The 18,619-nt window shown below is 52.5% G+C and carries 25 protein-coding genes; 21 read left to right on the top strand and 4 right to left on the bottom strand.

The genetic code is table 11. The features are described 5' to 3' along the window. A partial coding sequence (locus tag GA0061070_RS09010) for a flagellin N-terminal helical domain-containing protein (protein ID WP_482183493.1) occupies positions 1–503 on the bottom strand: 503 nt, incomplete at its 3' end. A gap of 245 nt (positions 504–748) precedes the next feature. Between GA0061070_RS09010 and fliD the strand changes: the two genes are divergently transcribed. Genes fliD through fliT form a run of 3 tightly spaced genes read left to right on the top strand, consistent with a single transcriptional unit; the run spans position 749 to position 2,942 of the window. Beyond that, a complete protein-coding gene (gene fliD / locus GA0061070_RS09005; RefSeq protein ID WP_090135442.1) occupies positions 749–2,152 on the top strand; it encodes a flagellar filament capping protein FliD in 1,404 nt (467 codons plus the stop codon). A gap of 20 nt (positions 2,153–2,172) precedes the next feature. Then, a complete protein-coding gene (gene fliS / locus GA0061070_RS09000; protein ID WP_090135440.1) occupies positions 2,173–2,583 on the top strand; it encodes a flagellar export chaperone FliS in 411 nt (136 codons plus the stop codon). Next, positions 2,583–2,942: a flagella biosynthesis regulatory protein FliT gene (gene fliT, locus GA0061070_RS08995; protein WP_090135438.1), complete on the top strand. Its 360-nt coding sequence runs from the start codon at positions 2,583–2,585 to the stop codon at positions 2,940–2,942. The genes fliS and fliT overlap by 1 nt, the downstream gene beginning before the upstream one ends. A 228-nt stretch (positions 2,943–3,170) precedes the next feature. Here fliT and yedD read toward each other — a convergent pair whose 3' ends face one another. Next, positions 3,171–3,581: a lipoprotein YedD gene (gene yedD / locus GA0061070_RS08990; protein WP_090135436.1), complete on the bottom strand. Its 411-nt coding sequence runs from the start codon at positions 3,579–3,581 to the stop codon at positions 3,171–3,173. 186 nt (positions 3,582–3,767) lie between these two features. Between yedD and yedE the strand changes: the two genes are divergently transcribed. From yedE to GA0061070_RS25500, 3 genes are all read left to right on the top strand, one after another. After that, positions 3,768–4,973, top strand: coding sequence for a selenium metabolism membrane protein YedE/FdhT (gene yedE, locus GA0061070_RS08985; protein ID WP_090135435.1), 1,206 nt, complete (start codon positions 3,768–3,770; stop codon positions 4,971–4,973). Further along, positions 4,970–5,200 (top strand): sulfurtransferase-like selenium metabolism protein YedF, encoded by a 231-nt coding sequence (yedF, locus tag GA0061070_RS08980; protein ID WP_090123539.1) that lies wholly within the window; start codon positions 4,970–4,972, stop codon positions 5,198–5,200. The genes yedE and yedF overlap by 4 nt, the downstream gene beginning before the upstream one ends. 257 nt (positions 5,201–5,457) lie before the next feature. After that, positions 5,458–5,628, top strand: coding sequence for a YnfU family zinc-binding protein (locus GA0061070_RS25500; RefSeq protein ID WP_244153070.1), 171 nt, complete (start codon positions 5,458–5,460; stop codon positions 5,626–5,628). A gap of 170 nt (positions 5,629–5,798) precedes the next feature. Here the strand turns inward: GA0061070_RS25500 and fliE are convergent, their stop codons facing one another. Next, positions 5,799–6,110, bottom strand: a complete 312-nt coding sequence (fliE, locus tag GA0061070_RS08975; RefSeq protein ID WP_090135432.1) for a flagellar hook-basal body complex protein FliE — start codon at positions 6,108–6,110, stop codon at positions 5,799–5,801. Between the two features lie 226 nt (positions 6,111–6,336). Here fliE and fliF point away from each other — a divergent pair, with 226 nt between their 5' ends. The 14 genes from fliF to rcsA all read left to right on the top strand — a co-directional run bounded on the left by fliF (position 6,337) and on the right by rcsA (position 17,922). Next, the gene (fliF, locus tag GA0061070_RS08970; RefSeq protein ID WP_090135431.1) at positions 6,337–8,025 is read left to right on the top strand and encodes a flagellar basal-body MS-ring/collar protein FliF; all 1,689 of its coding nucleotides are present in this window, start codon (positions 6,337–6,339) and stop codon (positions 8,023–8,025) included. Further along, the gene (gene fliG / locus GA0061070_RS08965) at positions 8,015–9,013 is read left to right on the top strand and encodes a flagellar motor switch protein FliG (RefSeq protein ID WP_090135429.1); all 999 of its coding nucleotides are present in this window, start codon (positions 8,015–8,017) and stop codon (positions 9,011–9,013) included. The genes fliF and fliG overlap by 11 nt, the downstream gene beginning before the upstream one ends. Next, positions 9,006–9,719 carry a flagellar assembly protein FliH gene (gene fliH, locus GA0061070_RS08960; RefSeq protein WP_090135427.1) on the top strand — a complete coding sequence of 238 codons (714 nt, stop codon included), beginning with the start codon at positions 9,006–9,008 and terminating at the stop codon, positions 9,717–9,719. The genes fliG and fliH overlap by 8 nt, the downstream gene beginning before the upstream one ends. Further along, on the top strand, positions 9,719–11,089 hold the full coding sequence (gene fliI / locus GA0061070_RS08955; protein WP_090135425.1) for a flagellar protein export ATPase FliI: 1,371 nt from the start codon (positions 9,719–9,721) through the stop codon (positions 11,087–11,089). The genes fliH and fliI overlap by 1 nt, the downstream gene beginning before the upstream one ends. Before the next feature lie 20 nt (positions 11,090–11,109). Next, entirely contained in the window at positions 11,110–11,553 is a 444-nt protein-coding gene (gene fliJ, locus GA0061070_RS08950; RefSeq protein ID WP_090135423.1) for a flagellar export protein FliJ, read from the top strand. Then, on the top strand, positions 11,550–12,824 hold the full coding sequence (gene fliK / locus GA0061070_RS08945; RefSeq protein ID WP_090135421.1) for a flagellar hook length control protein FliK: 1,275 nt from the start codon (positions 11,550–11,552) through the stop codon (positions 12,822–12,824). Before fliJ ends, fliK begins: the two co-directional genes overlap by 4 nt. 103 nt (positions 12,825–12,927) lie before the next feature. Then, positions 12,928–13,395 carry a flagellar basal body-associated protein FliL gene (gene fliL, locus GA0061070_RS08940; RefSeq protein ID WP_090135418.1) on the top strand — a complete coding sequence of 156 codons (468 nt, stop codon included), beginning with the start codon at positions 12,928–12,930 and terminating at the stop codon, positions 13,393–13,395. 4 nt (positions 13,396–13,399) lie between these two features. After that, entirely contained in the window at positions 13,400–14,404 is a 1,005-nt protein-coding gene (fliM, locus tag GA0061070_RS08935) for a flagellar motor switch protein FliM (RefSeq protein WP_043953148.1), read from the top strand. Next, positions 14,401–14,817: a flagellar motor switch protein FliN gene (gene fliN, locus GA0061070_RS08930; RefSeq protein ID WP_090135416.1), complete on the top strand. Its 417-nt coding sequence runs from the start codon at positions 14,401–14,403 to the stop codon at positions 14,815–14,817. Before fliM ends, fliN begins: the two co-directional genes overlap by 4 nt. Positions 14,818–14,824: 7 nt before the next feature. Further along, positions 14,825–15,199: a flagellar biosynthetic protein FliO gene (fliO, locus tag GA0061070_RS08925; RefSeq protein ID WP_090123514.1), complete on the top strand. Its 375-nt coding sequence runs from the start codon at positions 14,825–14,827 to the stop codon at positions 15,197–15,199. After that, positions 15,199–15,936 carry a flagellar type III secretion system pore protein FliP gene (gene fliP / locus GA0061070_RS08920; RefSeq protein WP_090135414.1) on the top strand — a complete coding sequence of 246 codons (738 nt, stop codon included), beginning with the start codon at positions 15,199–15,201 and terminating at the stop codon, positions 15,934–15,936. Before fliO ends, fliP begins: the two co-directional genes overlap by 1 nt. A 9-nt stretch (positions 15,937–15,945) precedes the next feature. Continuing rightward, the gene (gene fliQ / locus GA0061070_RS08915; RefSeq protein ID WP_007371488.1) at positions 15,946–16,215 is read left to right on the top strand and encodes a flagellar biosynthesis protein FliQ; all 270 of its coding nucleotides are present in this window, start codon (positions 15,946–15,948) and stop codon (positions 16,213–16,215) included. Positions 16,216–16,223: 8 nt separating this feature from the next. Further along, positions 16,224–17,021, top strand: coding sequence for a flagellar biosynthetic protein FliR (fliR, locus tag GA0061070_RS08910; protein WP_090135412.1), 798 nt, complete (start codon positions 16,224–16,226; stop codon positions 17,019–17,021). A gap of 277 nt (positions 17,022–17,298) precedes the next feature. Then, positions 17,299–17,922, top strand: a complete 624-nt coding sequence (gene rcsA / locus GA0061070_RS08905; protein ID WP_090135410.1) for a transcriptional regulator RcsA — start codon at positions 17,299–17,301, stop codon at positions 17,920–17,922. A 44-nt stretch (positions 17,923–17,966) separates the two neighbouring features. Here the strand turns inward: rcsA and dsrB are convergent, their stop codons facing one another. Then, on the bottom strand, positions 17,967–18,155 hold the full coding sequence (dsrB, locus tag GA0061070_RS08900; RefSeq protein ID WP_090135408.1) for a protein DsrB: 189 nt from the start codon (positions 18,153–18,155) through the stop codon (positions 17,967–17,969). Positions 18,156–18,281: 126 nt separating this feature from the next. On the opposite strand from dsrB, the gene yodD reads away from it, so the two are divergent. Next, entirely contained in the window at positions 18,282–18,512 is a 231-nt protein-coding gene (gene yodD, locus GA0061070_RS08895) for a YodD family peroxide/acid resistance protein (protein WP_090135406.1), read from the top strand. Positions 18,513–18,619 lie beyond the last annotated feature (107 nt).

The following is an 18,619-nucleotide window of genomic DNA, read 5'->3' as shown; positions in this document are numbered from 1 at the left end:
TAGGAGTTCGAAGCGCTCAGGCTGATGGAGATGGTTTCGTTGTCTTTCGCGCCAACCTGGAAGTTGTAGCTGCTGGAGCCGGAACCGGTGTTCAGCACTTTGATGCCGTTGAAGTCGGTCTGGGTGGTCACGCGGTTAACTTCTTCCATACGCTGGTTAACTTCAGCCTGGATGGAGTCGATGTCAGAAGCAGAGTTGGAGCTGTTCTGCGCCTGAACGGTCAGGTCACGGATACGCTGCAAGTTGTTGTTGATTTCGCTCAGCGCGCCTTCAGCCGTCTGCGACAGGGAGATACCATCGTTGGCGTTACGGGCAGCAACGGTCAGACCGTTGATGTTGGAAGTAAAACGGTTAGCAATCGCCTGGCCAGCAGCATCATCTTTTGCACTGTTGATACGCAGACCGGAAGAGAGACGCTCGATAGCGGTACCCAGGGAAGCCTGAGATTTGGTCAGGTTGTTCTGAGTCGTCAGCGACAGGGTGTTAGTATTAATAACAGCCATGATGTAATTCCTTTAAATAAAAAAGTTATCAGATTCAGGCATCTGCCTACGGCGTTCTTACCGTCTTCCAGGTTATCGACCATCACTGACCAACCTTTAGAGAAAAACTTTATTTTTTTAAAGCCACAAACTGCCCGCTATTCTTTGGCTTTATTCCGCCATTGCTTCAAAAAAAAACCTCTAATCTTTTCGAAGTCGCTGCCGATAATCCCCACAGTGATTGTCAAAAACTGAAGGATGAAGATATGGCAAGTATTAGTTCGCTCGGCGCAGGCACAAGCTTGGATCTGAACACGTTGTATGACAATTTGCAGACAGCTGAACAAACAAAGCTGACGCCAATTACCACTCAGCAGACTTCGTATAAAGCCAAGCTAACCGCCTGGGGCGTGGTGCAAACCTCCCTGACTAAGTTGCAAACTGCTGCGAATGCGCTGAAAGACACATCAAGCATCGCATCGACAAAGGTATCCAGTACTAACACCGCGTTCACTGCTACGCTGGCCAATAATGCCGCAGCGGGAACTTACTCGGTCGAGGTGTCTTCGCTGGCTGCTGCTCAATCTCTACTCAGCCCGAAAGTGGCCAGCAAAGATACTGATTTAGGCGACAGCAGTCTGAGTTCTCGTACTATTACGATCACTCAGCCCGGACAAACGACGCCGATGACCCTGACGCTGAACAGCGATCAAACCAGTCTGTCGGACGTCCGCGATGCGATTAACAAACAGCAAGGCAGCGTGACTGCGAGCATTATTAAAGCAGATGACAACAGCTATTACCTGGCACTGACATCACGTGACAGCGGTACGGCTAACCAGATGACGATCACCACAAATGATACGCAACTGGCAAAGTACATCAGCTATGACTCGACGAACACCAGCAGCGCGAGCAACGTAATGACACAGCAGGTTGCTGCGTCTGACGCGAATCTGAAAATTAACGGGGTTGCCATTACCCGTAGCAGCAACACAATTACAGATGCGCCGGAAGGTGTCACGCTGACACTGAATAAAACTAACGTTGGTAGCCCGGAAACGCTGACGGTAACGAAAGACAACCAGCCGATGACCAATGCGATTCAGGCTTTTGTCGATGCTTACAACTCCTTGCAAACGACCATTGCTAACCAGACCAAATATACATCAGTGAGTCAGGGCAGTGGTTCGCAGGACAGCTCGAACGGCGACCTGTTGGGCGACGGCACGCTGCGCAACATTCAGACGCGTCTGCGCTCTATGTTGTCATCTTCTCAGAGTGACGGTGGAAGTTTCTCTATTCTGTCGCAATTGGGTGTGACTCAGGATACGACCGGCAAGCTGACCGTTGACAGCACTAAACTTAATAATGCGTTGAATGAAAAGTCAGCGGACGTGATCTCTTTCCTGTCCGGCGACGGTAAAACCACCGGGTTCGCCACTCAGGCAAGCAACCTGCTGGACGATTTTTTAGGTACTAATGGTACCGTGCAAAATGCGACCGATGGAATCAACAAAACGCTGAAACAGTTGTCCGACCAGTATGATTCAGTGAATAATCAGATCACTGCAACCATGGCGCGCTATAAGACACAGTTCACCAGTTTAAGTCAGCTGGTTTCTTCTCTGACAACAACCGGTAATTATTTGACCCAGCAGTTTAAATAAACCATCAGTTGAGGTTTGATATGTATATGAAATCGGGGACTCAGGCTTATGCCCAGGTCGGTGTGGAAAGTGCCGTTCTGAGTGCCAGTCCACATCAACTCGTGGTGTTACTTTTTGATGGCGCCTTGAGCGCCATGAAAAAGGCTGCGATCCTGATTGAACAGGGAGATATTCCCGGTAAAGGACGCGCGCTTTCACATGCGATTAATATCATTAACAACGGCCTACGGGCCGGTCTTAATCACGAAGCCGGTGGGGAGATCTCTGCAAATCTGGATAGTCTTTATGACTACATGACACGACGTCTTTTACAGGCAAATCTCCACAATGACCTCTCCGCCATTGATGAAGTATCGAAGTTGTTGAGCAACATCGCTGATGCCTGGAAAGAAATTGGCCCCAATAATCAAAATGCGCGGGACACTTACTAATGGAAGCAAATCTCGGGTTGCTCCACCACTATCAGCAGCTGTTGGTCATCAGCCGCACCATGCTTAACCTCGCGGAGGAAGGGCGTTGGGACGAACTCATCGAACATGAAGTGAAGTATGTAAACGCTGTGGAGAAGATAGCACTGTCCCAGGATACCGGAGAAATTGCGCCTCAGTTGCAGGCGCAAATTCGGCCTTTGCTGAAGCAAATTCTCGATAACGAAGTTGTGCTGAAAACACTGTTAAACCAGCGAATGGACGAACTGCGGACATTGGTTAGACAAACATCTCGACAACATAACCTGCATTCGACATATGGACGCCTCTCTGGAAACATACTCTTCCCAAATGAGATCTAATCTCAGAACAGGCGGGTGAGATTTTTAACACCGCGCCCGCACTGTTATCCCTGTATCTCAAGTCTCAGGAACATGACAACAGGTTTTCTTTGTTACCCCTCTGTTCTACATTTTGCGAAAAATGCAGGCGTAATCCCGTGCATAAAATACACAAGCATCCGCGATATCTACGAATAGAAGAAAAAGGAAGGATATGTGATTACCGGGCAACAGTACCCGGCGCCACGCTTATTTGCTGATGTCCAACCCGGCGGCGGTCAGCGCGTTCTGGCACTCAACCGTCGGTTTATCGACGCGCTTAAGAGTCATACCATCAAATTCCAGCGTATTACCTTCGTGGTCGAGCGGGTAAATATCTCGCTTTTGCGTCACGTTATATAACGTACTACCGTCACGCATCAGTTTGCCCGGGACGGCAATGACCCGCTGCCACTGACGGCAATCCAGCGTGTCCCCTTTGGGCGTGACGATCAGGCTGGCTATTGCTTCCGGGCTGACCAGTTTGCTCTGCGGGCCTGCCGACTGCCAATAACCCGCCAAACCTGCCGGTGCAGGCTGTTTTACCACCGCGTTGTAATCATCCACCTGTACGCAGCCACTGAGCAGTAGCACCGCGCCAATAATCACTCGCTTTTTCATTATTTATTCCGATCGCGAAGAAAAAAAATATTGTGGCATTAAAGCATTATCATCGCCACACTTCTCCGGTGCGAAGAAGTTTGATCTGCACCAGGGTTTACACTCTTTTTGCATCAGTTTGTCATTTGTCACGTGTATTATTCGCCTTCTTTCAATTTCTGCCTTCTGAGTTCAGAGGTTTTTACTATGTCATGGCAATACTTTAAGGAGCGTTTCCTGATTCGCTTCTGGTCCCCGATTCCGGCCGTGATCGCCGCCGGTATTCTCTCTACCTACTATTTCGGCATCACCGGTACCTTCTGGGCGGTGACCGGCGAATTCACTCGCTGGGGCGGCCAGTTATTGCAACTGGCGGGTGTCCATACCGAAGAGTGGGGATATTTCAAACTGATCCATCTGGACGGCACACCGCTGACGCGTATTGATGGCATGATGATCATCGGTATGTTTGGCGGCTGTTTTGCCGCCGCGCTGTGGGCGAATAACGTCAAGCTGCGTTTTCCGCACAGCCGCATTCGCATCGCGCAGGCTATTGCTGGCGGCATCATTGCCGGTTTCGGCGCCCGGCTGGCGATGGGGTGTAATCTTGCCGCCTTCTTCACCGGCATTCCGCAATTTTCGCTGCATGCCTGGTTCTTTGCCGTTGCCACGGCGATAGGCTCATGGTTTGGCGCACGCTTTACGCTGCTGCCCATGTTCCGCATTGCGGTAAAGATGCAGAAGGTCACCGCCGCTTCGCCGCTAACGCAAAAGCCGGATCAGGCAAAACGCCGCTTCCGCATCGGTATGCTGGTGTTTATCGGCATGGTAGGTTGGGCGCTGCTGACGGCCATGAACCAGCCAAAACTGGGGCTGGCGATGTTGTTTGGCGTCGGTTTTGGTTTACTGATTGAGCGGGCGCAAATCTGCTTCACCTCCGCATTCCGCGATATGTGGATCACCGGGCGTACCATGATGGCAAAAGCCATTATTTTCGGCATGGCGGCGAGCGCAATCGGCATTTTCAGCTATGTACAACTAGGGATGGAGCCAAAAATCATGTGGGCCGGACCAAATGCGGTACTCGGCGGGCTGCTGTTTGGCTTCGGCATTGTGCTGGCAGGCGGCTGTGAAACCGGCTGGATGTACCGTGCAGTCGAAGGTCAGGTGCATTACTGGTGGGTCGGGCTGGGCAACGTTATCGGCTCGACGATCCTGGCATACTTCTGGGATGACCTATCCCCTTCCCTCGCCACCCACTGGGATAAAATCAACTTACTGAACACCTTTGGCCCGCTCGGCGGCCTGCTGGTGACCTATGCGTTGTTGCTGGCCGCACTGCTGTTTGTCATCGGCTGGGAAAAACATTTCTTTCGCCGTAATACGCCTGCGCCTGTGAAGGAGACTGCATGAAGATTGTGCCCGATTACCGCCTCGATATGAGCGGTGAACCCTGTCCTTATCCGGCGGTAGCCACACTCGAAGCGATGCCGCAGCTCAAAAAAGGGGAGATTCTGGAGGTGGTGAGCGACTGCCCGCAGTCGATCAATAACATTCCGCTGGATGCCCGCAACCATGGTTATACAGTGCTGGATATCCAGCAGGATGGCCCAACCATCCGCTACTTGATTCAGAAGTGACGTAACAGGCTGGCTCACCCGTAAACGGTGAGCCAATAGCCGATGACGCTCACCGATGAAATAGTGGATCTCGCCCCCAATCATCAATAAACATGCAGCAGCTCTGTTTAGCGCGATACAGGGCCTTCACTGACCATTTTTTATCGCTTTTTCTGGCACTAAGGTGGAGGGTAATAACGTGACCGCAGGGAAATTCATTACGGGCTATATGTATTGAGATAGTGTATCGTTGCAGTCCATTTATCAGGAAATACTCTATGCCACAACGGAAAGATTCAAAAAACGGTCGCAACTATCTTACCAAATGTACCTGCCCTCACTGCGCTATGCAGTCAGAACATAGCTTTACCCGAGTCCAGAAAGGTTCAGCACTGATGTGCCCCCATTGCAGCAAGATCTTCAAACAAGACAAACCCGCTTACGCCTGAAATCAGCAACCTCACTGGATACCGGTCAGCATTTAACGGCCGGTTTTAACACCTGCTCCAAACCCTCACACCTTTCACAAAGAAAAACCCCGCAGCCGCGAGGTTTTGATGTTGCACTCAATACCCACGCGAAAGCGCAGATCGGTGGCAAAATGCAAAATCAGTCAGGCTTAAACCTGCATATTCATGATGTCCTGATAGGCAGACACCAGTTTATTACGCACCTGAACGCCCATTTGCAGCGAAATGGACGATTTTTGCAAATCGGTCATCACGTCATTCAGCGCCACACCCGGTTCGCCGAGTGTGAATTTCTCTGCCTGCACACGTGCTGCGTTTTGCGTATCGCTGATACGATCCAGCGCAGCATGCAACTGTCCGGCAAAGCTGATTGTCGGTTCGCTCTCCACGCTCTGATTGTGCGCAACGCCGGCAGTGGCCTGCAACTGGCTGATGACGCTTTCAATGCCCTGTATAGCCATTGTTTTTCCCCGGATGATTTGATACCGGACAAGGTTAACAGCTTGTCAATCGGATAATGGCAGTAAATAGCGACAAAAAACCAGGTTATTTGGCGCATAGAAAATTGGGAATCATCAAATAATGGCATGGCCATGTTAATGGATAAATGTCGAGTTTGCCGACCCGGGAGTCTGTTTTGTTTCTCAACTCAAATAACTACATCCACCCAGAGTTACGAGGTGCGCAATGAGTGCGACTGCAACAACTGCACCGCAGAATAAATCTCTTGAGTGGCTTAACCGCTTACGCGCGAACCCCAAAATCCCATTAATGGTGGCAGCGGCCGCAGCCGTGGCCATCGTTGTTGCTATGGTACTGTGGGCCAGGAGCCCGGATTATCGGACGTTATTCAGCAACTTATCCGACCAGGATGGCGGAGCAATTGTTACCCAGTTGACCCAAATGAATATTCCTTACCGCTTCGCCGATGGCAACGGAGCGATTGAAGTTCCGGCGGATAAAGTTCACGAACTGCGTTTGCGTCTTGCGCAACAGGGTCTGCCGAAAGGCGGCGCAGTAGGTTTTGAACTGCTGGATCAGGAAAAATTCGGTATCAGCCAATTTAGCGAGCAAGTGAACTACCAGCGTGCGCTGGAAGGTGAACTGGCCCGCACCATCGAAACGCTTGGCCCGGTTAAAAGTGCCCGTGTGCACCTCGCCATGCCGAAACCATCGCTGTTTGTTCGCGAACAAAAATCCCCTTCCGCGTCCGTCACCGTTAATCTGCAACCGGGCCGCGCCCTGGATGACGGCCAGATCAGCGCGATGGTACATCTAGTTTCCAGCGCGGTGGCAGGTTTGCCGCCGGGTAACGTAACCGTCGTTGATCAGGGCGGTCGTCTGTTGACACAGGCGGGAACAGCCGGGCGCGATCTGAACGATGCCCAACTGAAATATACCGCTGACGTTGAAAGCCGTATCCAGCGCCGTATCGAAGCCATCCTTGGCCCCATCGTCGGTAACGGCAACGTACACGCGCAGGTTACCGCGCAACTCGATTTCGCGAATAAAGAGCAAACGGAAGAGCAGTACAGCCCGAATGGCGGCGATCCGGCGCAAGCAGTTCTGCGTTCACGTCAGGTGAACAGCAGCGAACAGATTGGCGGTCAGTATCCTGGTGGTGTTCCAGGTGCGCTCTCTAACCAGCCAGCGCCAGCTAACAGTGCGCCGATCACCACGCAGAATAACCAGCAGAATACACAGGGTCAGCAAGGCACCAATACCTCCACTGCAAACAGCAACACCGCGGGGCCGCGCAACACCACACATAGCGAAACCAATAACTACGAAGTTGATCGCACCATTCGTCATATCAAGATGAATGTCGGTGATATTGAGCGTCTCTCCGTCGCCGTGGTGGTGAACTACCGCACGCTGGCAGATGGTAAAACCGCCGCGCTGACCGCCGATCAACTGAAACAGATTGAAGATTTAACCCGTGAGGCGATGGGTTATACCGAAAAACGCGGTGATACCGTCAACGTCGTCAACTCGCCGTTCAACGCAACGGACGATATCGGTGGTCAACTCCCGTTCTGGCAGCAGCAGTCGTTTATCGACCAGTTGATGTCCGCAGGCCGCTGGTTACTGGTACTGATTGTCGCCTGGCTGTTGTGGCGTAAAGCGGTACGTCCGCAACTGGTACGCCGCCAGGAAGAAGCGAAAGCCGCACAGGAAGCAGCACAGGCACGAGCCGAAATTGAAGAATCGGTGGAAGTTCGCCTGAGTAAAGACGAAATGAACCAGCAGCGTCGTTCTAACCAGCGCCTGAGCGCAGAAGTGATGAGCCAGCGTATTCGCGAAATGTCAGATAACGATCCGCGCGTCGTGGCGCTGGTCATTCGCCAGTGGATGAATAACGAACATGAGCAATAATCTTTCCGGAACGGACAAAAGCGTCATCTTGCTGATGACCATCGGCGAAGACCGCGCAGCTGAGGTGTTTAAACACCTCTCTGCCCGCGAAGTTCAGCATTTGAGTACCGCGATGGCCAGCGTACGTCAAATCTCCAACAAACAGTTGATGGACGTATTGCAGGAGTTCGAGAACGAAGCGGAACAATTCGCGGCGCTGAATATCAACGCCAACGACTATCTGCGCTCGGTGCTGGTCAAAGCGCTGGGCGAAGAGCGTGCTTCCAGCCTGCTGGAAGATATTCTCGAAACCCGCGATACCACCAGTGGCATCGAAACGCTCAACTTTATGGAACCGCAGAGCGCCGCCGACCTTATTCGCGACGAACATCCGCAGATCATTGCCACCATTCTTGTGCACCTCAAACGTTCTCAGGCGGCAGATATTCTGGCGCTGTTTGACGAGCGCATGCGCCATGACGTGATGCTGCGTATCGCCACTTTCGGCGGCGTACAGCCTGCCGCGCTGGCGGAACTGACCGAAGTACTGAATAGCCTGCTCGACGGCCAGAATCTCAAACGCAGCAAAATGGGCGGCGTGAGAACGGCGGCCGAGATCATCAACCTGATGAAAACCCAGCAGGAAGAAGCGGTTATTACTGCGGTTCGCGAGTTCGACGGCGAGCTGGCACAAAAAATTATCGACGAGATGTTCCTGTTCGAAAACCTGGTGGACGTGGACGACCGCAGTATCCAGCGCCTGCTACAGGAAGTGGACTCCGAATCCCTGCTTATCGCGCTCAAAGGCGCCGAGCAGCCGCTGCGCGAGAAGTTCCTGCGCAACATGTCCCAACGTGCTGCCGATATCCTGCGCGACGACCTTGCCAACCGTGGCCCGGTGCGTATGTCTCAGGTGGAAAACGAACAGAAAGCGATCCTGCTTATTGTTCGTCGTCTGGCGGAAACCGGCGAGATGGTAATTGGCAGCGGCGAGGATACCTATGTCTAACGAATTGCCCTGGAAAGTCTGGAAGCCTGATGATCTGGTACTTCCGCAGGCTGCCGAGTTTGCTCCCTTGCTGATGAACGAAAGTGCATCAGAAAAAGCCGACGAGGAAGAAGACGCTTTATCCGAGGAGCAAAAACAGCAGCAGCAACTGGCACAGATCCAGATGCAGGCTCACGAGGCAGGTTACAACGCTGGCCTCGCGGAAGGACGCAAAGCCGGGCACGATATCGGTTACCAGGAAGGACTGGCACAGGGCCAGGAGCAAGGGCTGAATCTGGCTCGCCAGCAGCAAGCTCCACTGCACGCGCGGATGCAACAACTGGTCAGCGAATTCCAGTACACCCTGGATGCGCTCGACAGTGTAATTGCCTCCCGTCTGATGCAGATGGCGCTGGAAGCCGCGCGCCAGGTGCTGGGGCAAACACCCTGTGTCGATAACAGCGCGCTGATCAAACAGATTCAACAACTGTTGCAGCAGGAGCCGCTTTTCAGCGGCAAACCGCAGTTGCGCGTTCACCCGGACGATCTGCAACGCGTAGAAGAGATGCTCGGCGCGACGTTAAGCCTGCATGGCTGGCGTCTGCGTGGCGACCCAACGCTGCATCCGGGCGGCTGTAAAGTTTCCGCCGATGAAGGCGATCTTGATGCCAGTGTTGCAACGCGCTGGCAGGAACTGTGCCGTCTGGCGGCGCCGGGAGTGATTTGATGACTGCGCGTTTGACCCGCTGGCTGACAACCCTCGATAACTTTGAAGCAAAAATGATGCAGCTTCCTTCTGTGCGTCGTTACGGGCGACTGACCCGCGCCACCGGACTGGTGCTGGAGGCCACTGGCTTGCAGTTGCCGCTGGGCGCGACCTGCATCATTGAACGCCAGGAGGGTGTCGAAACCCACGAAGTGGAAAGTGAAGTGGTCGGCTTTAACGGTCAACGTCTGTTTCTGATGCCGCTGGAAGAAGTCGAAGGGATTTTGCCTGGCGCGCGCGTTTATGCACGCGGCGCGGTGGGCGATGGTTTACAAAGCAGCAAACAGTTGCCGCTCGGCCCTGCCCTGCTGGGACGTGTGCTTGACGGCGCGGGTAAACCGCTCGACGGCCTGCCTGCGCCCGACACCGGGGAAACGGGCGCATTGATGACGCCACCGTTTAACCCGTTGCAACGTACGGCGATTGAGCATGTGCTTGATACCGGCGTACGCGCCATTAACGCCCTGCTGACGGTCGGCCGAGGTCAACGTATGGGGCTGTTTGCCGGTTCCGGCGTCGGTAAGAGTGTGCTGCTTGGTATGATGGCGCGCTATACCCAGGCCGACGTGATTGTCGTGGGACTTATTGGCGAACGTGGCCGTGAAGTTAAAGATTTTATCGAGAACATCCTTGGAGCAGACGGTCGCGCCCGTTCCGTAGTGATCGCCGCCCCGGCGGATGTTTCTCCATTGTTGCGTATGCAGGGCGCTGCCTACGCTACGCGCATTGCTGAAGATTTCCGCGATCGCGGTCAGCATGTGCTTCTGATTATGGACTCTCTGACGCGTTATGCCATGGCGCAGCGTGAAATTGCGCTGGCGATCGGCGAACCGCCAGCAACCAAAGGTTATCCTCCTTCTGTCTTCGCCAAATTACCGGCGCTGGTGGAACGTGCGGGGAATGGTATTCACGGCGGCGGCTCGATCACCGCTTTCTATACCGTCCTCACCGAAGGGGATGACCAGCAAGATCCTATCGCGGATTCTGCGCGCGCGATCCTTGATGGACACATTGTGCTTTCCCGCCGTCTGGCGGAAGCCGGTCACTATCCGGCGATTGATATTGAAGCCTCCATCAGCCGTGCTATGACCGCGCTAATTACTGAACAACATTACGCAAGAGTCCGGAATTTCAAACAGTTGCTGTCTAGCTTCCAACGAAATCGCGATTTGGTGAGCGTTGGCGCATATGCGCGAGGCAGTGACCCAATGCTGGATAAAGCTATTGCATTGTGGCCGCAGCTTGAAGCCTTTCTGCAACAAGGCATCTTTGAACGTGCCGGGTGGGAAGATTCTATACACGCTTTAGAGCTGATCTTCCCGACAGTATAAGGTAGTGGAGAGCTGACTTTATGGCGCAAAACAGCGCATTAACGACGCTAAAAGATCTGGCGGAGAAAGAGGTTGAAGACGCGGCACTGAAGCTGGGTGAGATGCGTCGCAACTGCCAGCAGGCGGAAGAGCAGTTAAAAATGCTGATCGACTATCAGCATGAATATCGCAACAGTCTGAATAACAACATGAGCCAGGGCATTGATAATCAGCGCTGGCAAAACTATCAGCAGTTTATTCAGACGCTGGAAAAAGCCATCGATCAGCATCGTAAGCAACTGATGCAATGGAACGAGAAAGTCGATATTGCTCTGAGTTGCTGGCGAGAAAAGAAACAGCGTTTACAAGCCTGGCAAACGCTGCAAGAGCGGCAAAGCGCAGCAGCATTACTGGCGGAAAACCGCCTCGATCAGAAAAAAATGGATGAGTTTGCACAACGCGCATCCCTGAGGAAAATAGAATGATCACCTTGCCAAAACTGGTAGTAACTGAATCCGATACCACCACCAGCGCGCAGACAGGCAAAGCGGGCGGCGATTCGGCACAAGATTTCCTCGCTCTGCTTACTGGCGCGATGTCCAGCACGCAGGGGCAAACCCAGCAGAACGGTGAACCGCTGACACTTGCCGATTTACAGGCTGCGGTAGTAAGCGGCAAGCTGGCGAAAGGTAACCTGACCTCGGCCGCCGCCACCGGTGAAGATGCACAAACACCTGCGCAGAAACTCGCGGACCTGCTTGCGCGTCAGATTGCCAAACGTGACAACACTGCTGGCGCGACGGAAAGTACAACCACCACCGCTGACATGCAAAAACTCTTTTCTGGCCTGACACCTGCCGCGAAAAGCAATGTTCTCGCCGCGCTGAACAAAACAGCGCAAAGCGGCGATGAGAAGAGTGATACAACAGATGACGAACTGGCAGGTCTCAGCGCGCTGATGGCGATGCTGCCGCATCAGCAAACCGCGCAACTGAGCGCACCCACGACCACCAAATCGACCAGCATCAGTACGCAAGATGTTGCCGCAGCCGCTAACCGTGCGCTAAACAGCAACACACTTTCGACCGCAGCCGATACCGATACCTCGCGTAGCGCCGTGAAAAATGATCCGGGCACTAACACCCCGTTCCAGGTGGCTGACAATTCACAACAGGCTGCGGTACTGGCCGCTGCCAGCGCCACAAAGAAAGATAGCGACAACGCGCTGCAAACAACCAACACCACGGTTAGTATGGCGCCAGTGACCACCAGCGCCAGCGCGGCTCAGGCCAGCGCACCTGTGGCAGCGCCGGTTGTCAGCGCACCGCTTGGTAGCCATGAATGGCAGCAGAATATCAGCCAGCACGTCACGCTCTTCACCCGCCAGGGTCAGCAGACGGCTGAACTGCGTTTGCATCCGGAAGATTTGGGCCAGGTGCAGATCTCCATCAAGCTGGAAGATAACCAGGCGCAACTGCAAATGGTTTCGGCGCACAGCCACGTTCGTCAGGCACTGGAAGCCGCCTTACCGACACTGCGCACGTCTCTGGCTGAAAGCGGTATTCAGCTTGGACAGAGCAGCATCAGCAGCGAAAGCTTCACCGGCCAGCAGCAACAGCAGGCCTCGCAGCAGCAACACACTTCACGTTCGGGTTCCGGCGATGTTTTTGGTTCCGATGATGATACAGCACTCGTGACGCCAGCAAGCTTACAGTCGGTGGCTCGCGGTAACGGCGCTGTTGACATCTTTGCCTAAACGCCAGAGGTAGCATGATTATCCCCGTCTTTTCCGCGCTTTGACGCGAGCAGGACACGGGATAATCACCTCATAAGCAGTACTAACAGGAAGCCCGTATCTAATGACTGACTCCGCAATTAATAAAAAACGTAAGCGCTCTATATGGATCCCGCTGCTGGTGTTAATCACCCTCGCAGCATGCGCCACAGCTGGCTATAGTTACTGGCGTATGCAACAGAAACCTACGGCAGGCGCAAAAGCGGAAGCTCCGCCCCCACCAGCACCGGTTTTCTTCGCGCTGGACACCTTTACTGTGAATCTGGGCGATGCCGATCGTGTACTGTATGTGGGCATTACACTGCGCCTGCATGATGACGCAACGCGCGCAAGACTGAGTGAATATTTGCCGGAAGTGCGTAGCCGCTTGTTACTGTTGTTATCTCGTCAGAATGCACAACAACTTGCAACTAACGAGGGTAAACAGGCGCTTGCTACCGCGATTAAAGAGACGCTTGCAACGCCGTTAGTGCCAGGACAGCCGAAGCAGGAAGTCACTGACGTTCTTTATACAGCTTTCATTTTGCGGTAAAGACATGGGCGATAGTATTCTTTCTCAGGCCGAAATCGATGCGCTGCTCAATGGCGACAGCGATAAGAGCGATGATCCGAAACCGGGTATGGGCGGCGATAGTGATATTCGCCCCTATGACCCGAATACCCAGCGCCGCGTGGTGCGTGAACGCCTGCAAGCACTGGAGATCATCAATGAACGTTTTGCGCGTCAGTTTCGCATGGGGTTGTTCAACTTGCTGCGTCGTAGCCCGGATATCACCGTTGGTGCGATCCGCATTCAGCCCTATCACGAGTTTGCACGTAACTTACCCGTTCCGACCAACCTTAACCTGATCCATCTGAAACCGCTGCGCGGCACCGGCCTGTTTGTATTCTCGCCAAGTCTGGTGTTTATCGCCGTGGATAACCTTTTCGGTGGTGATGGACGCTTCCCGACGAAAGTGGAAGGCCGTGAATTCACGCACACTGAACAGCGCGTGATCAACCGCATGCTCAAGCTGGCGCTCGAAGCGTACAGCGATGCATGGAAGGCCATTAACCCGCTGGACGTCGAGTATGTACGTTCAGAAATGCAGGTTAAGTTCACCAACATTACTACGTCGCCGAATGATATCGTCGTCAATACGCCGTTCCACGTGGAAATCGGCAACCTGACCGGTGAATTCAATATCTGTCTGCCTTTCAGCATGATTGAGCCACTGCGCGAGATGCTGGTGAACCCGCCGCTGGAAAACTCACGTACCGAAGACCAGAACTGGCGTGACAATTTAGTGCGTCAGGTTCAGCACTCTGAACTGAATTTGATTGCCAATTTCGCGGATATTCCCCTGCGACTGTCGCAGATACTTAAGCTCCAGCCCGGCGATGTGTTGCCGATTGATAAACCCGATCGCATTATCGCTCATGTGGACGGCGTGCCGGTTCTTACCAGCCAGTACGGTACAGTCAATGGACAATATGCATTACGTGTAGAGCACCTGATAAACCCGATTTTGAATTCGCTGAATGAGGAACAGCCCAAATGAGTGATATGAACAATCCGTCCGATGACAACAACGGCGCAATGGACGATCTGTGGGCTGACGCGTTAAACGAACAAAAGACCTCGACTGGCAGTAAAAGCGCGGCTGATGCCGTGTTCCAGCAGCTTGGCGGTGGTGAAGTAGGCGGCACTCTCCAGGATATTGACCTGATTATGGATATCCCGGTCAAGCTGACGGTCGAACTGGGCCGTACGCGGATGACCATTAAAGAGCTACTGCGTCTGACGCAGGGTTCCGTAGTCGCCCTCGATGGGCTGGCAGGCGAGCCGCTGGATATCCTGATTAACGGCTATCTGATTGCGCAGGGTGAAGTGGTTGTCGTCGCCGATAAATACGGCGTGCGTATTACCGATATCATCACCCCGTCTGAGCGTATGCGTCGTCTGAGCCGTTGAGCCGAGCATGAAAACACAGGCCACGGTTTCCCAACCGTCTGCCATTTCCGGTTCGCCACTGTTGCAAGTCAGCGGTGCACTGCTTGGCATTATCGCGGTGATCCTTGTCGCCGCGTGGCTGGCAAAACGCCTCGGCTTTGGCGGCAAAACCGCCGGAGCCAGGGGGTTAAAAGTGACGGCCAGCGCCTCTGTCGGTACGCGTGAACGCGTGGTGATTGTCGATGTTGAAGATGCACGTCTGGTACTCGGCGTGACTCCCACCCAAATAAATCTGTTGCACAAACTTCCTCCTGCGCCTGCTGAAAGTGAAGACGTGAACGACAAAAATGCGGATTTCCAGTCCGTGATGAAGAATTTGCTTAAGCGTTCCGGGAGATCCTGATGCGCCGTTTGTTACCCCTTGTGCTGGCTGGTTTATGGCTAGTTGCGCCTGCCGCTTTTGCTCAACTTCCTGGCCTTATCAGCCAGCCACTGACAAACGGTGGCCAGAGCTGGTCGCTGCCGGTGCAGACGCTGGTATTTATCACCTCCCTCACCTTCCTGCCGGCAATACTATTGATGATGACCAGCTTCACCCGCATCATCATTGTGTTTGGTCTGCTGCGAAATGCATTGGGTACGCCCTCCGCGCCGCCAAACCAGGTGCTGCTTGGACTGGCACTGTTTTTGACCTTTTTCATTATGTCGCCGGTTATTGACAAGATTAATACCGACGCCTATCAGCCGTTCAGTGAAAACAAAATTTCCGTGGATGTGGCGCTGGATCGTGGCGCAAAGCCACTGCGTGAATTTATGCTGCGCCAGACCCGGGAAGCCGATCTGGCACTATTCGCCCGACTCGCCAATGAACCGCCCATTCAGGGGCCGGAAGCCGTACCAATGCGGATTTTACTGCCCGCGTATGTGACCAGCGAGTTGAAAACGGCTTTCCAGATCGGTTTTACGATTTTTATTCCGTTCCTGATTATTGACCTGGTAATCGCCAGCGTGCTGATGGCACTCGGGATGATGATGGTGCCGCCCGCGACCATTGCCCTGCCGTTCAAGCTGATGCTCTTCGTGCTGGTAGATGGCTGGCAATTACTCGTCGGTTCGCTGGCGCAAAGCTTTTACAGTTAGGAGTAAAGCATGACACCCGAATCGGTCATGATGATGGGCACCGAAGCGATGAAAGTGGCTCTCGCGCTTGCTGCCCCATTGCTGCTGGTTGCGCTGATCACGGGTCTGGTGATCAGTATTTTGCAGGCTGCAACGCAGATCAACGAAATGACGCTCTCCTTTATCCCGAAAATCATCGCCGTGTTTATCGCGATTGTGGTTGCCGGGCCGTGGATGCTGAATTTGCTGCTTGATTATGTGCGTACTCTGTTCAACAACATTCCTTATATCATCGGGTAAACCCGCTTATGCTGAACGTCACCAGCGACCAGTGGCTCCACTGGATCAGTATATATTTCTGGCCGCTGCTGCGTGTGATGGCGCTGATTATGACCGCGCCGATCCTTAGTGAAACACGTATCCCACGTCGCATTAAAGTTGGGCTTGGGATCGTCATTACCGTGGTCATCGCCCCGACGTTGCCGCCAACGCCCGATGTCGCCATTTTTTCACCACCAGCGCTGTGGCTGGCGTTGCAGCAAATTCTGATTGGTATCGCACTCGGTTTTACCATGCAGTTTGCTTTTGCCACCATCCGTACCGCCGGTGAATTGATTGGCCTGCAAATGGGTCTCTCCTTCGCCACCTTTGTCGATCCTGCCAGCCATTTAAACATGCCAGTGCTGGCGCGCATTCTGGATATGCTGGCGATGCTGCTGTTCCTCACCTTCAACGGACATCTATGGTTGATTTCCATGCTGGTGGACACCTTCCACACACTGCCTATCGGCGGTAATCCGGTAAACAGTAATGCGTATCTGGCGATCACCCGATCGGCGGGAATGATTTTCCTCAATGGCCTGATGCTGGCATTACCGGTTATTACCCTGCTGCTGACCATTAACCTGTCACTCGGTTTGCTAAACCGTATGGCTCCTCAGTTATCGGTATTTGTTATTGGCTTTCCGGTGACATTAAGCGTAGGTATTTTGCTGATGGCGGTGATGATGCCGTTGATTGCACCTTTCTGTGAACACTTATTCAGTGAGTTTTTCAATTTGTTAGCCGAAATTGTCAGCGAGCTGCCGCAGAATATTAACCCGTAACTTTGGTGTTGTCTTTTTGAGGATAATCCTAAAGTGAAATTTGCAAAACATCCTCCAACATATATCTGGCGCGGCTTATTTGTTTTTATCCGTCTCACAGAACATAACATTTACTTTACTTTAAGATGATTCCTGGCAAATTATACAGAACTTTACTGGATAGTGGATTCGCCTGAAGTCTTCACCCTGCACTTCAGTAATATATGTTGTTCCTGTATGGCTTCGGAAGCTTCTGGCGGGTGGTGAATTATCGTTACGCATTGAGTGAGGGTCTGCCATGTCAACGATTATTATGGATTTATGCAGTTATACCCGGTTGGGACTAACAGGGTATCTGACAAGTCGGGGGGTTAAAAAGCGAGAAATCAACGATGTACAAACCGTTGATGAGCTCGAATCAGCTTGCGCCACATTTCAGCCATCTGTGGTATTTATTAATGAGGACTGCTTTATACATGACCCAAGCAGCAGTCAACACATAAAGCAAGTCATTAACCAACATCCCCGAACACTGTTTATCGTGTTTATGGCGATAGCCAACATTCATTTCGATGAATATCTTTTGGTTCGTAAAAATTTATTGATTAGTTCTAAATCAATCAAACCTGAGTCACTGGACAATATTCTGGGAGATTATCTTAGCAAGAAGAAAAAAAGCGTTGAAACCATTAATTTACCCACGCTTTCATTGAGCCGTACAGAGTCCAGCATGTTGAAAATGTGGATGTCAGGGAAAGATACGATTCAAATATCGGATCAGATGAATATTAAAGCCAAGACGGTATCTTCACATAAAGGTAATATAAAAAGAAAAATAAAAACGCATAATAAACAAGTTATTTACCATGTTGTACGCCTTACCGACAATGTCACGACGGGTATATTTGTTAATATGCGTTAGAAAAGTAGTACTCTTTTCACCCTCCCTGGCTGGAGGGCGAAATATTATTCTACTCGCTCGACAAAAGTCCCATCAGGGTGGTCCTTTTCGTTAAAAAACCAAATACCGAGCGGGTAATCTTCAAGTGATACAAGGTACATCGTACCTTCATTGAATGCTTCAACAGCCAATACCACACCCGGACGGCGTGGACCTCCGTCCGTTTTGACTGTAACCCGATCGTTGACCTTCATATTTACCCTCCTGTCGCATTTACGCCAGTGTAGAACAAAACGCCGGTGCTGGCAGCGTCCCGGCGTTTAGCTGGCGATTTTTTCAACCGTCTATACTTAACAATGGCATTGCAACGAGGTGACGACATGAAAACGGCAAAAGAGTACAGCAATACCGTCAAGCGAGACGTCGATATTGACGTTGATGCGCTACTGGCGGCCATTAATGAAATTAGCGAAAGCGAAGTTCATCGGATTGAAGATGAAGAGGGTCAGCGCGTCAGCGTTGATGGTCGCGAGTACCATACCTGGCGGGAGCTGGCGGAGGCGTTTGAACTGGATGTCCATGATTTCAGCATCACGGAAGCGAATCGCTGAAGAAACATCCCGGCCGTACAATGGCCGGGATAAACCTTGCTTTCGCAAGAAGCACTTAAAATTCGTACATCAGGGAATCTGATGTCGCGAAACTGTATCGACAAAAA

Source organism: Kosakonia oryziphila, assembly GCF_900094795.1.
GTDB lineage: Bacteria > Pseudomonadota > Gammaproteobacteria > Enterobacterales > Enterobacteriaceae > Kosakonia > Kosakonia oryziphila.
Note: the sequence above shows the minus strand (reverse complement) of the source record. Positions and strands in the feature narration are given on the sequence as shown.

Excerpts from the sequence above, each read along its gene's own strand:
- rcsA (WP_090135410.1), top strand. The coding sequence starts at position 17,299 with ATGTCAACGATTATTATGGATTTATGCAGTTATACCCGGTTGGGACTA.
- fliL (WP_090135418.1), top strand. The coding sequence starts at position 12,928 with ATGACTGACTCCGCAATTAATAAAAAACGTAAGCGCTCTATATGGATC.
- yodD (WP_090135406.1), top strand. The coding sequence starts at position 18,282 with ATGAAAACGGCAAAAGAGTACAGCAATACCGTCAAGCGAGACGTCGAT.
- yedF (WP_090123539.1), top strand. The coding sequence starts at position 4,970 with ATGAAGATTGTGCCCGATTACCGCCTCGATATGAGCGGTGAACCCTGT.
- fliQ (WP_007371488.1), top strand. The coding sequence starts at position 15,946 with ATGACACCCGAATCGGTCATGATGATGGGCACCGAAGCGATGAAAGTG.
- fliH (WP_090135427.1), top strand. The coding sequence starts at position 9,006 with ATGTCTAACGAATTGCCCTGGAAAGTCTGGAAGCCTGATGATCTGGTA.
- fliK (WP_090135421.1), top strand. The coding sequence starts at position 11,550 with ATGATCACCTTGCCAAAACTGGTAGTAACTGAATCCGATACCACCACC.
- fliO (WP_090123514.1), top strand. The coding sequence starts at position 14,825 with ATGAAAACACAGGCCACGGTTTCCCAACCGTCTGCCATTTCCGGTTCG.
- fliE (WP_090135432.1), bottom strand. The coding sequence starts at position 6,110 with ATGGCTATACAGGGCATTGAAAGCGTCATCAGCCAGTTGCAGGCCACT.
- fliD (WP_090135442.1), top strand. The coding sequence starts at position 749 with ATGGCAAGTATTAGTTCGCTCGGCGCAGGCACAAGCTTGGATCTGAAC.
- yedD (WP_090135436.1), bottom strand. The coding sequence starts at position 3,581 with ATGAAAAAGCGAGTGATTATTGGCGCGGTGCTACTGCTCAGTGGCTGC.
- fliG (WP_090135429.1), top strand. The coding sequence starts at position 8,015 with ATGAGCAATAATCTTTCCGGAACGGACAAAAGCGTCATCTTGCTGATG.
- fliR (WP_090135412.1), top strand. The coding sequence starts at position 16,224 with ATGCTGAACGTCACCAGCGACCAGTGGCTCCACTGGATCAGTATATAT.
- fliF (WP_090135431.1), top strand. The coding sequence starts at position 6,337 with ATGAGTGCGACTGCAACAACTGCACCGCAGAATAAATCTCTTGAGTGG.
- GA0061070_RS25500 (WP_244153070.1), top strand. The coding sequence starts at position 5,458 with ATGCCACAACGGAAAGATTCAAAAAACGGTCGCAACTATCTTACCAAA.
- fliI (WP_090135425.1), top strand. The coding sequence starts at position 9,719 with ATGACTGCGCGTTTGACCCGCTGGCTGACAACCCTCGATAACTTTGAA.
- fliN (WP_090135416.1), top strand. The coding sequence starts at position 14,401 with ATGAGTGATATGAACAATCCGTCCGATGACAACAACGGCGCAATGGAC.
- fliT (WP_090135438.1), top strand. The coding sequence starts at position 2,583 with ATGGAAGCAAATCTCGGGTTGCTCCACCACTATCAGCAGCTGTTGGTC.
- fliS (WP_090135440.1), top strand. The coding sequence starts at position 2,173 with ATGTATATGAAATCGGGGACTCAGGCTTATGCCCAGGTCGGTGTGGAA.
- dsrB (WP_090135408.1), bottom strand. The coding sequence starts at position 18,155 with ATGAAGGTCAACGATCGGGTTACAGTCAAAACGGACGGAGGTCCACGC.
- fliJ (WP_090135423.1), top strand. The coding sequence starts at position 11,110 with ATGGCGCAAAACAGCGCATTAACGACGCTAAAAGATCTGGCGGAGAAA.
- yedE (WP_090135435.1), top strand. The coding sequence starts at position 3,768 with ATGTCATGGCAATACTTTAAGGAGCGTTTCCTGATTCGCTTCTGGTCC.
- fliP (WP_090135414.1), top strand. The coding sequence starts at position 15,199 with ATGCGCCGTTTGTTACCCCTTGTGCTGGCTGGTTTATGGCTAGTTGCG.
- fliM (WP_043953148.1), top strand. The coding sequence starts at position 13,400 with ATGGGCGATAGTATTCTTTCTCAGGCCGAAATCGATGCGCTGCTCAAT.